General features: G+C 41.0%; 9 protein-coding genes and 1 pseudogene. 1 reads left to right on the top strand and 9 read right to left on the bottom strand.

Annotated features, from left to right (window positions below; all coding sequences use genetic code 11):
* Positions 1-38 precede the first annotated feature (38 nt).
* The 9 genes from rfbB to FVB43_RS08270 form a co-directional block, all read right to left on the bottom strand.
* A complete protein-coding gene (gene rfbB / locus FVB43_RS08230) occupies positions 39-1,073 on the bottom strand; it encodes a dTDP-glucose 4,6-dehydratase (protein ID WP_159336711.1) in 1,035 nt (344 codons plus the stop codon).
* 44 nt (positions 1,074-1,117) lie between these two features.
* Positions 1,118-1,975 carry a hypothetical protein gene (locus tag FVB43_RS08235; protein ID WP_192933164.1) on the bottom strand — a complete coding sequence of 286 codons (858 nt, stop codon included), beginning with the start codon at positions 1,973-1,975 and terminating at the stop codon, positions 1,118-1,120.
* A 16-nt stretch (positions 1,976-1,991) separates the two neighbouring features.
* Positions 1,992-2,978, bottom strand: a complete 987-nt coding sequence (locus tag FVB43_RS08240) for a cellulase family glycosylhydrolase (protein ID WP_159336479.1) — start codon at positions 2,976-2,978, stop codon at positions 1,992-1,994.
* A 32-nt stretch (positions 2,979-3,010) separates the two neighbouring features.
* Positions 3,011-3,886: a glycosyltransferase gene (locus FVB43_RS08245; protein WP_159336480.1), complete on the bottom strand. Its 876-nt coding sequence runs from the start codon at positions 3,884-3,886 to the stop codon at positions 3,011-3,013.
* Positions 3,887-3,889: 3 nt separating this feature from the next.
* Positions 3,890-4,996 (bottom strand): glycosyltransferase, encoded by a 1,107-nt coding sequence (locus tag FVB43_RS08250; RefSeq protein WP_167863763.1) that lies wholly within the window; start codon positions 4,994-4,996, stop codon positions 3,890-3,892.
* A 74-nt stretch (positions 4,997-5,070) separates the two neighbouring features.
* Entirely contained in the window at positions 5,071-6,117 is a 1,047-nt protein-coding gene (locus FVB43_RS08255) for an EpsG family protein (RefSeq protein WP_159336482.1), read from the bottom strand.
* Positions 6,118-6,227: 110 nt separating this feature from the next.
* On the bottom strand, positions 6,228-8,384 hold the full coding sequence (locus FVB43_RS08260) for a polysaccharide biosynthesis tyrosine autokinase (RefSeq protein ID WP_167863764.1): 2,157 nt from the start codon (positions 8,382-8,384) through the stop codon (positions 6,228-6,230).
* Positions 8,385-8,492: 108 nt separating this feature from the next.
* Positions 8,493-9,623 (bottom strand): polysaccharide export protein, encoded by a 1,131-nt coding sequence (locus tag FVB43_RS08265; RefSeq protein ID WP_159336712.1) that lies wholly within the window; start codon positions 9,621-9,623, stop codon positions 8,493-8,495.
* A gap of 91 nt (positions 9,624-9,714) precedes the next feature.
* Complete coding sequence (locus FVB43_RS08270) at positions 9,715-10,206, bottom strand: LuxR C-terminal-related transcriptional regulator (RefSeq protein WP_159336484.1); 492 nt, start codon at positions 10,204-10,206, stop codon at positions 9,715-9,717.
* Positions 10,207-12,035: 1,829 nt separating this feature from the next.
* Between FVB43_RS08270 and FVB43_RS24855 the strand changes: the two are divergent.
* A pseudogene (locus FVB43_RS24855) lies at positions 12,036-12,197 on the top strand (IS5/IS1182 family transposase); the annotation flags it as partial.
* Positions 12,198-12,353 lie beyond the last annotated feature (156 nt).

Consider the following 12,353-nt stretch of genomic DNA (forward strand, 5'->3'; position numbering starts at 1 on the left):
GATGTCACCCTGATATTTAATGTGAAGTAATGGAGAAATTATTTATGCTGCGTATTTCGCCACCAGCTCTCATTATCTAAGAACCAGGAAACGGTTTTTCGCAGTCCAGTTTCAAACGTTTCTTGTGGATACCAGCCAAGTTCCTGGCCGATTTTTTTCGCATCAATGGCATAACGCAGGTCATGTCCCTGGCGATCTTTCACGAAGGTGATTAACTCGGCATAGCTGCTAAAAGTTTCATGGTTTATCGGTGCTAATTCATCCAGTAAGTGACAAATCGTAATGATGACGTCGATATTTTTTCTCTCGTTATAGCCACCAATATTGTAGGTTTCCCCGGGTACGCCAGCGGTAACTACCCGGTATAGTGCTCTTGCATGATCGTCAACATATAACCAGTCGCGAACTTGTTTGCCATCACCATAGACCGGTAGAGGTTTGCCGCACAGGGCGTTGGAAATAACTAAAGGGATCAGCTTTTCCGGGCAATGGTAGGCGCCATAGTTGTTGGAACAGTTTGTCACGATGGTCGGCATACCGTAGGTACGCAGCCAGGCGCGTACTAAATGGTCACTGGCCGCTTTTGATGCAGAGTACGGGCTGCTGGGAGCATAAGAGGTGGTTTCAGTGAACAGCGCATCGGTGCCATCGAGATCGCCGTAAACCTCATCAGTTGAAATATGGTGGAAACGAAAAGCATTGCTGCGCGATGGGCTCAGGCCAGACCAGTAAGCCCTTGCACTTTCCAGCAATGTATAGGTGCCAACAATATTGGTCTGGATAAATGTGCCTGGCCCATCTATTGAACGATCAACATGGCTTTCCGCCGCAAGATGCATCACGGCATCGGGCTGGTAGCGGTTAAAAATCTCAGCGACGAGGTTGTCATCACAGATATCAGCGAGTTCAAAGGTAAACCTTTTACTATCAATGACCGGCGACAGCGAGGCCATATTCCCGGCATAGGTCAGGCTATCAACCACCACCACCTCGTCTTGAGTATGCTCAATAATATATCTGACTACTGCAGAACCAATAAATCCTGCGCCACCCGTAACGATGATTTTCATAATAAACCTTAGATGCTGTGAAAATAAATGTAAAACAGGATGAGCACTTAGCAGCGTGGATGCTTACCCTTGATGAATGTCTTTATGATTAAGACGAGATAGGATGGTCTTAATTTAATTAGCTGCTTGCAGAATAGTTTAATCATTCGCATTAAAATGATGACTTTGCTGCCAGAATAATATTTTACTGATAACACGCTATCGTAAAGTCGCTCAGTGGTCCGCCATTGATTGTAGGGCTCGTCGACTCTTGATAGCGAATGGTCAAGCGTTCCGACGACCTGAATAGTGACATCAAAATTGTGCTTTTTTAATAATTCAATACGGTTAAAAAAACTATAATCGACGCCATAAAGTGCGAACCGGCTATCAAAAACTTCCATATTCATTTCTGAAAATTTATCAACGAGTGAACGATGAATCACCAGTCCAGATCCAATCGACAGTACGCTGCTCTGAGGGGGTATGTTGTCACCATCTCTGAATTTTTTTACCTTTTTATTGATCAGCGGGTAGTAAATCATACCGTTAGTTCGCTCCCTGATGTTCGGTATTTGTAGGTCAATGCCACTGGGATCGTATTGATCAAGTTTTTTGATGTACTCTTTCGTTAAAATACTGTCATCATCTAAAAAAATAAAACGGTCATAGTCATGATACTCATTGATTACACCGTTATATATCCAACTCAATGGCCTGTTATCAAGGAACTCTTTGTTTTTAATGCTGTTAACGAAAAAGCCAAGCGTATGAATAAATCTTTTATCAAATTCAAGAGGTTTAGGTCCATTGTTAATAATTAACAGGTCGATATCAACATACGTTTTATTCATGAGGCAGTTGAGTGTAAGCGACTCTTTGAATGTTTTGTCGTATAGGATTACAGTCAATATTGTTTTGCGCATAAATAAACCCTTGAGGTTATTTTTTACTGTTCAACCATGAGAGATAGCCATGGATGATGTCTTTTTCAATCCCGTTATTATCCAATAAGCCAAAATTTGACTCATAGGTATCGGTACTTTTCTCATCCGTCAGTGAATACCACCAAAGCCCTTTGATATAATCTCTTTCGCTCGCCATTTTGAAGTATTGCTGTGTGTAGTTTTCCTGTTGGCTGGGTGATAGCTTGCCACGCAAAGAATTTGAATATCCCATTTCAGTAATAAATATATTGACCTGCTTACCGTCATTCATTGCTGTCAAATGTTGAGAGAATAGATCAATGGCTGAAAAATCCATAATCGGAAAATTCGTTGAATAAGGATGTATTGATATTCCGTCAATAGCCGTCAGAATACCATCCTTAATCATGGAATCCAGCCACTTTACCTGCCGTAGCGCTAATGGGTTGAGGCTTCCCGCAATAATGGTAGCTCTAGGGTTGTTTTTTCTGATGACGGCTGAGACTTCTTTTATTAGCCGTGCGTATTTTTTTGCTGATAGGGCATCGTTACTTTCTGGGTGACTTTTAAAATCATCGTGCCACCATTCATTGTATATTTCATAAATAATATTCTCATGGGGGTATTGATTGACCACCCACTCGACATAACGAGTAAAAGCATGTACCTGCTCATCAGTGACGGGTTTGCTATCGCCATACAGCGGGTTTGCACTGCCCAGGATAACGATAGGTATAATACCCACTTTGAGTGAACCATCAATAATAAATTTCAAATTCTCGTAGGGCAGTTTATAAACACCTTCTTTTTTTTCAATCTCTCGCCATCGTAAATCTGTTCTGTAGGAGGAAAATTGATATTTATGCAATTTCTGGAGTGTTTCACTGGCAGATATCTTCATCCGGTCTGGATGGAAGCACACACCGGTCAGGAAAGCGGCGGTTGCATTTCCAGAACTTGTGGCTATAAGTAAAAACAACGCGAAAGCTCTAAAGTTAACCATATGAACTCCATAATTATTATCGGTAGTGGTTCTTAGAGTTTGTTATTATTGTTTTTTATAAAAAGAAAGATATCGACAATATAAAAGTATAGCCTTGTGTGTGACTTGAGACGGGTGAAAAATATAGAGCAATTAACTTTTAATCCATAGCTAACAAGCTGTGCCTCAAGTATTTTTTTGTGTTTTCCAGTTATGTTATTTTTTTGGCAAAATAAATTATAAGCATTGAGAATCTTATTTTTGTTGCCTAATGTGATGCGGTTTAGGTCGTGAGAAGTATCTTGTACATAAAGTGATTTGCTCAATAGCTTTGCATGGTTATGACTGGTTCTTGTTAATAGCCTATAAAAAAGATCTATATCTTGCCATGCTGGCATATCGGCAGTGAACTTCCCTGCATCTTTCATTCTCTTTGTATAGGTAAAACATTGGTTACCAATGATGTTTTTAAATAAAATATCTTTGGATGTGATTTCTCGTGGTAATAACATATTAAGGTGTCTGGTTTTATTATATTTACCCTTCTTGTTTAATGTCAGATAGTTAGTGTACAGAAAACTATATTTTTCCAATAGTTGCCTATTTTCAATAAAATAAGATATCCTACCATCTAAAAAATAATCGTCGTCGTCAAGCCCAGTGATATATACACCCATGGCTTTATCAATAGCCAGATTTCGACTGGCACAAGCACCAGAATTAACTTCTTTCAAAATGTATTTTACACGCTGGTCAATTAACGCGACTTCAGCCAGGTAATCCTGTGTGCCATCGGAAGAGTGATCGTCAACAACAATAACTTCAATATTTTTGTAACTCTGATTACGAACAGAATCCAGTGCACGTGTGAGTAACTGAAGTCGGTTAAAAGTGGGAATATAGATAGAAACTAACGGCGTGTCATTCATTTATTATTTACCTTGTAAAGAATGAGAATATAGTTTCATCGTCATGTCATTCATCTTTTCTCTGGTGTAGGACTCGGTCACCTTTGTCATCAACTTTTCCTTTATACTGTCGAGGTCGTAGGTATTAATACCGGAAAGAAGGCTGGCAAGAGATGAACTGTTACCGCAGTTGAAAAATAATTTGCTGACTTTGTTTAGTTCCTTAAATGCAGTGATGTCGCTGGTGATAACTGGCAGGTTATAGCTTATTGCTTCCAGAGGAACCATGGCAAAACCCTCCCAGCGTGAAGGAATGATTAAACAGTTTGCTTTGCGATAATACTTACCGATATCTTCTTTTTTTAGCCAACCAGTATATTCTATATTAATATTTTTCAGATGTATTTTTTCTGCCGAATGGGTCTTGTTAATGGCAGAACCAATCATAATCACTTTTATTGAAAATTCTAACGTTTTATCGTCTAAGGTTCTAAGAGCATCAAGTAACGTATCCGTGCCTTTCTGGCGGTCAAATCGGCCAACATAAAGCAGGGTGTATTCATTTAATTTATTGTGTGTATTTGTGTTTTTTTTCTCAGGAAGATCAACACCATTACTGATCAGACAGAGTTTTTCTTCGGAGAATCCCTTTTCGAGTGATTTAAGATACTCATACTCACCTACACAAATGATACTTTGTGTAAATCGTGATAGCAGACGTTCACAGGCCGTGAAAAGAGTGAGCTTAATGAATGAGGTTTTCACAAGGAATGAAAAACCATGAGGACAGTAGATGACCTGCGGTTTTTGACGCCAAAAAAAGATTATTAATATCAATCGACCAATGAAACCAGCAAAAGTGCTGTGTAAATGAATTATATCAGGTCTGAAGGTGTGAACCTGATAATGAAAACAGCGAGCAAAAGCATAAAGAGCCACTATCCCTCTGTTCTTTCTGCTGAACGTAACGATATTCGGCAACAGATTTTTTTCTAACTCTGCGCTCTGCTGCTCAGGGGCGATAATTTTAATTTCCGAGATCTCACGGCTCTCTAGTTGATGCTGTACCAAACTATCAAGTACAGTAGCGACACCGCCTTTAATCGTCTCAGCTGCGTGCAATACTCTCATGTCTTATTCCTTCGTTTAATTTATTTTATATTTCTATTATTTCTTTAATTAGATCTCACTCTTTGTGTTAAAAATTAAAATACATTAAAAACATCATTAATTTTGAATGGATAAATTCCACCCAAGTTACTGTAAATCATCAATATAAAATAAGTGAATGCAAAAAAACAAAACATAATCGTGACCATTTTATTGTTAATCTTATCAAGTATTAATGGGATGATTAACATCAGGTAATAAACAAAATACTGAGCAACTCGCTGCGGTCCTGCTGGGTCGGTCCCTAGCATTGTCACCGGAAGTAGTGCTGCTATGCCACAAAGATAGATACACTCGATACAACTGTATTCACGATTCTCTTTTCTGATTTTTTTTCCTAGCACATAGACCGCCATGGCAATCAGTACATAGAGTGTAACCGTCATCAGTCCATTTTTTCCATTTGCCGATCCCTCAGTGTAATGTTCATATCGAACGTTATTCGCTGCCATATGCGCAATAATCAAGGGAGTGGCAATCAATCCTGTCAGGAAAGTTGAGATGACTTTATATTCGATGCGAACTGTCCAGTGACAAAGGAAGTAAAATGCCAGCATCAGAACTGCACTGATATGAAACTGGCTGGCAAATAAAATTAATAATGCATAAGTCAGAAAACGTTTTTCTACCAGAAACCGCATTGACAGGAAACAGATCCCCATAGCGATGGTTTGGCGCACCTGATTATAAAGAGCAAAGTACAGGCCAAACGTCACGTAAATATAGAGGGATAACGAATAGTTAACCGAACGCATCTTTAACGTCAAAAGCACAGGAATTATGCAGACCAGTGCCATAATAATAAAATAGAAAAAATATTCACTATAAATATCACGGGTAATCATAACCAGTAACTGATAACCCCGCTCAATATCAGGGTCAAATGTTAACGGGTAATGGCTAAATGGAAACCTGAAGTATCGCGTGTAGACATATGAGTCAGTCCCGATGGTGTAATCCCGTATGGATGCCATTAACGCCAAAAGAAAGAGTGGCAGGATCACTCCTCTTGATTTAAGTGACTCCTCCTGGATGTAAACAAAGAAAACACTAAGCAGGGCTACAATTAAGTATGGCAACATGGTTTATCTCTTTAATTGTTACCGTTCAGGGGTATAATGTCTGTTATTTCTAATATCCTGCTTGGCATCGATTACATGATGTGAGGCAGGTCATTTTTAGGATTTAGGGATTATTTAATTTTTTTGTCATCGTAGGCGTATGTATTATGACGGTAACCGTAGGTGTAATAACTTCTGAAGCTGTTTTCTACCATATTCAAAATGCACGCCTGAACGTGTATATCACATTGGGTGAAGCGATTGATGCTTGTCTCAATTTCCCTCACCGTATTGGTCTGATAACGTGCTACCAGCAACAACGTTCCAGCATACTTGCCAATCAGCACCGCATCCGACACTGCCAAAACCGGAGGTGTATCGATAATCACCAGGTCATATCTGGCTTTCGCCCAGTCCAGCAGCGAGAGTAAATTTTCACCCATCAGCAATTCAGCCGGGTTATCAGGCGCTTTTCCTCGTGACATAAAGTCAAAATTATATTTTCCCTGCTGCACTTTTTTAATCGCATCTGCCACCCCCACTTTATGGGTGAGCACGTCCGCCAGCCCTACATCATTGCTGATATGGAATATTTCATGTGCCCTGCCTCTGCGCATATCCGCATCGATAAACAGAATCTTTTTCCCTGCTATCGAGATAATGGCGGCCAGATTCGTGCTAATGAAGGTTTTTCCTGCTTCAGACGTCGCGCCTGAAATCATCAGCACATTTTTTTTCGCATTCAGCATGTTGAAGTGCAGGCTGGTACGTAAATTGCGTATTGCCTCTATGGCTAAATCTGCTGGATTTTCGACTGCGAGTAAATGCGCTTTAGACGTTTTACTGCGGGTGTGCCGGACCATCCAGTCTGATTTGGGGATACTGGCGTAAACACTGAGTCCTGCCTGTTCCAGCTGCTCGGTTGAATCGATGCCACGATGGAAAAATACCCTGATGAGGATCAGGCTGGCGGAAAAAATCAAACCAGCAATGATGCTTGCAAGAATCAGGATCACTTTTTGTGGTCGTACTGCTTTTGGCACGGTGACTGCGTTATCGACGATGCGCACATTACCAATCGCACTTGATTTTGCGATGCTAAGTTCCTGTTGGCGATTGAGCAACTGCATATACACTGCGCGCCCGGCTTCAACGTCCCGGCTGAGCCGAAGAACTTCCTGCTGGGTTGACGGCATCGAGGAGACCTGCTTGTTTAATTTCTCCCGCTCCTGCTGTAGCGTTCCTCTTTTGGCTAATAAAGCTTTATAGGTGGGATGTTCCTTCGTAAACAGTTGCGAGACTTCAGCTTCCCGGAACGTCAACTCGTTGAGCTGGTTGTCGACGTTCACCACTTGCTCAAGAACTGACTTGGCTTCAAGTGACAGATCTACCGAGTCTTTTTGTCTACGATAGGTATTTAATTTATTTTCCGAGCTATCGAGTTCGCTTCTGACCTTTGGCAGTTGCTGGTTTAAAAACTCCAAACTCTTGGCGTCTTGTGCCGCCTGACGGTCAATATTCTGTGTAACGTAGTGATAGCTGATGTTATCCAGGATCGCGGTTATCTGTTTTTTGTCTTCGCCAGTCTGTTTAAGCTCCAGCATACCGGTATCTTTACCCTGATCTGCGACCACCAGGTTTTGTAACAGTCGGTCAATCGCAGCTAGCCGGGTGTATTGTAGTATCTCGAATTCTTCACCCGGTTTGGCATGGCTCTCGCTAACCAATAGCGTTAACCGATCTTTCTGTAATAACTTACCCACTTCACCCAGCGCACTGGTGTTGCCATAATCGATGCTAAAACGTTTATCATCGATGATTTTTAACGTTATCTTTCCGGGTTTCTCATCCCTTGTGGTAGGGATATTCAGTCTTGTCACTGATATGGAACCAGCATCATTGCCTAGCAGCCTCGCAAGACCTTTACCAATAATGGGGAAGTTTATTTTCTGTACGCTGATTTGCAGATTTAAGTCATCGACTGTTTTCCCTACCACCATTCTTGACTGCAATAGTGCGATTTCTGGGGCTGAAATAGGCTGTGAATCAGGCAGGATTTGATTGAGACTATCCAGTACCGCATTACCCTGTTTCTGTTCAACCTGGATCAATGCATCGGCCTGATAAACTGGCGTTGCAAGAAAGGAATACAGTATGGCAATAATTAGAAAGCTGGTTGTGATGATGATGATCAGTTTTCTATTATCCATAATCTCAGCAATATAACGGCCCGCTCCTTCATCATCTGGTCCGGCAGATTTCTGTTTATTGGCTATTAATTTCGTCATCGTTTTTCCCTGAAAGGTTACCACTACGTTTTTTGCCCCATGGAGAGCGAGTCATGTTGATAGAATTGAACACATCCTCAAAGGCCGGTTCACTTTCCCGTATCACCATTACCGAATGTAATTCGTGGCTTCAATAATGTCGTGCACTCCGCCGATGGTGGGAACGAGCTGCGAGATAACACGGTTCCAGCGCACCACTGGGGCGGTGGTAACATAGACGATGTCATAGGGTTGTAACTGGAAGACGGTGCTCATGACCATTGCGGCGGCATCTTTTGCATTCAGCTGATAGATGTTGGCCAGCTTGCTGTTGCCTTCACCACCACGCAATGCGCGAATAACAAAAATGCCTGATGCATCGGCCATTTCCTGGCTGAGTCCTTCAGCATTACCAAGAGCTTCAGCAAGGGTCATACCGCTACGGTCCATCTTCAGAGTAGACTGTTTATTTACCTCACCCATGACGAAGACTTTTAGAGCATCGTTGCGTGGAACAAACAAAATATCGCCGGGTGTTAGCAATCTGTTTTGTCTTAAGTCACCCTGCTGCATCAGTGCCTGCAATGAGATCAGGCTGTCCTTCCCTTTATGTGTCAGCACCACATTGCGCCAGTCTGCATCAGGCGCTAAGCCACCTGCGGCGTTAATAGCGTCCATTATTGTCAGCGGAATATTGCTAATTGCCTGCTGCCCCGAACGCATCACTTCACCAGTGACATAAGCTTTTTGCGAACGAAAGGCCGCGATACTGACATCAACCTGTGGGCTTTCGATATAGGTCTTCAAACGAGCGGTAATTTCCGTACGGACTTCTTCTATCGTGCGGCCTGCTACTTGCACTTTGCCAATATAAGGGTAGAAGATACTGCCGTCAGTGTTCACCCAGTTACCTGTATCGCTGGCGCTGCGGTACTGTCCGGCAGGTGTGGTTAACTCAGGATGGTCCCACACTGTCACCATCAGAACATCGCCAATACCAACATGGTATTGGTACTTTTTAATTTCTTCTTCCAGCAATGTATTCTGGCTGGAGATAATCGACTTCGGCTGAAGTATTTCGACCAGTTTTGGCGTCAAAGGATAAACGGTGACAAATTTATCGATATCTGTATTTGAGTCCGATTCTTCTATGACGTTTTTATTCCCAGTCGTCAGTGACTGACCTGGTGCTAAAACGCAAGCTGAAAGTAAAAAAGAGAGTGTAATGACGACGGATGTTTTTAATGTTGGCTTCATCATCATAGTGAGGATTATAACCCTGTTAAATTGTAGAAAATAAAGCCCTTTGAAAATAACAAAGAGATGTGTTGAGTGAATTGTTATTCATCTCTCACGAATCATTCCATGATTTATTTTGCTCTCTATAAAAAAGTTCTCTGAATGACGATATGTCTTTATGTAATACCTGTAGGTTTTTTACTTCAAGTTTCTTCAATGCCGAGTTTTTTTGGGCGCTGATTGTTTTAGGACTTAGTCCGGAGGTTCGTGATAATCCGGTTAGCGACTCACCTTTTAATAACCCACCTAAAACACTAATCTCTCGTGGTGTTAAAAAAACCGATTTCCTTTCGGCGATTAACTTATAGATGCTATATCGCAGCGGAGTTAAACCATTGCGAAGCTGACAGCTCAGAACAAAGGTGTTGAGACAGTCTCCAAAAAAGAGTCGCTCATTAGAATTAATACTAATTCCTTTATATAACCGGATGGTTTGCATATCATAACTTGTTGCAATGGTTATATCATTGAGATCATCTCCGTGAATTTTCAAAACATCTTTTAATCCAAACTTAAAATAGTAATCATCGGATATTATCCTCATCGTTATTTGACACCAGTTGGTGTCCCCCATGGTTGTAAAATAACTATTTTTTTTCGTGAGTACTTGTTGTATCCGGCGATGCTGTCGAGGTTTTCCCTCCGTCTGGTAATGATGTGTCTAGGGCTACCCCAGCTAATGCTGTTGCCGATAAGTCATCTGTAGCCAGACTGTTGCCCGTCGCATAACTTGTCGCAGTATCGCCTGCAGCAACACCTGTATGCGGAGTCGTGGCGGGCAGGGGCTTTTGATTTATTTCATTTTCCGCTGTTGCATTACCGCTGAGCATGCCAGCGAATAGAAGTATTATTACCCTGTTTATCTTCATGTCTTACCTGTGTTATCAAATGTTGCGATTATAAAAATATTTATTTAAATCTAACATTGAAACTCTTCTTGCCTTCTGCCACGCTACCGCCATTAGCTTCCTGGCGCCAAATTCCGGGTCCATTAATGATAAAAAATAAAAAGAAAATACCAAGGAGTATTCTAAAAATTTATATCTAGAATATTTTTAATTGTGTTTTCTTTAACGGGTTGCAGTGCCCATATTCGTCGTAATGTAATGCTTGATTGAATCTACCTCCGTAAGTGGAATCGCTTTTGAGTAATCTATTTTCAATGTGTTTATTTTTTAGTTAAGCTATTTTTTTATAAATAAAAATCATTTCCTCAAGGATAATGAAATCACAGAAGTGCATAACGTTCTTAAGAACGCTTAACCACATTTCAGTGTTTTTACATATACGCTGAAGATTATTATCAATTTTCACGCTCTCAAAAAGGTTATCTTGTAACGCCTTGAGGTTAGCCTCACCTGAACCAAGATCTCCCAGCCACAACGTATAACTTTCCGACAAAGATTTTAACAACGGATTTTTATTCCATCAGAAATATTCGGAAATCTTTCTGATAATATCAATCTTAAAAAAGGTTTCAGCCGTGCCAATTCAACAATATCGTCGTCATGGATAAGCATAGATGCCATATCGAAATCGATATCAATGGAGCAAAGAATAGTGTTCTGTATAAAGAAAGATTTTTTGTTTTCTCTTGATTAATCTGTTCTTCAAGCAACCTTTTTTTCTGTTTTTTTAAGTTTGGTGATATCAGAAGATAGAAGCTTCCCTGGTGAGACCCCTTCTGTGCCAATTTTTACGGCCAGTACCTTTCCCGACATTTCGACGATGGGAGCTGCTGTCAAGCCACTCCTCATCCTTTTTTTACAATCTCACATAGCTTCACGGACCATACCATCGACTTCCTGCATCAGACTGGTCCTATTTTATGATCAATTTAACCAATTAATAAACAAGTTATGATTGGGTATACCTATGTTTTAACCTATTAAACAAAATAATTTGATCGTTAAAATCTTACTCAAATCAAATAAAAAGCATAAAATTCTAAAAATATTTATCATTACGGTGTATGTGTGTGGAATTAAGTTAAAAAAATCATAAATATAACCATTCAATGTAGTAATGTGATTAAAATCAATATGTTATTGTAAAAAAATTGGTATTGATCAGATTTGCGTTATAACAATACCGCTCTAAACCTGCAGAGATGTTCCATGGATAAATAGAAATTTGGCAGGCTAAGCCTCCGTGAAACGGAAACGATGCCGAGGCTTTGATGAATAAATCGAGCCCTTAGATGCAATCAGGATCCGATCACTATGTACCTGGCCCTGTAACGATATCGCGTAGCAAAAAAGTTCAACATCACCAACCGGGCTATCTTCAGTAAGGTTCTTGTCAATCGGGGTTCACTGAATTGTGGCTGGATGAGCAGGCCATTCAGGATTGGTACGACGACCCCAAACCCTCTTCCCGGGACTTATCCGTCAGACGCACAGGAAAATCAGGGCACTGATCCTGCCGTGAGAATGCGCCGGTTATTGACCGGTGGAGTATGCCAACAGAAATCAGGCGGTGGCGAGGCAACTCCTTACCGGGAGCAATGCTTACTGGAAATGGCATTCAGTTTATTTATTCAACAAAACCTCTGGCCGACCGAAATAAAGAGTCGGCCACTACCCGCCACAACCATACCTTCCACTCTCAGCATGATTAGCCTCTGTAGGGAGGCTTTTTTTCGATCAACCCGTCATGCAAATCGCCAAACATGTTAATAGTTTATCTCCG

Source organism: Erwinia rhapontici (assembly GCF_012271765.1).
GTDB classification, from domain to species: domain Bacteria; phylum Pseudomonadota; class Gammaproteobacteria; order Enterobacterales; family Enterobacteriaceae; genus Erwinia; species Erwinia rhapontici.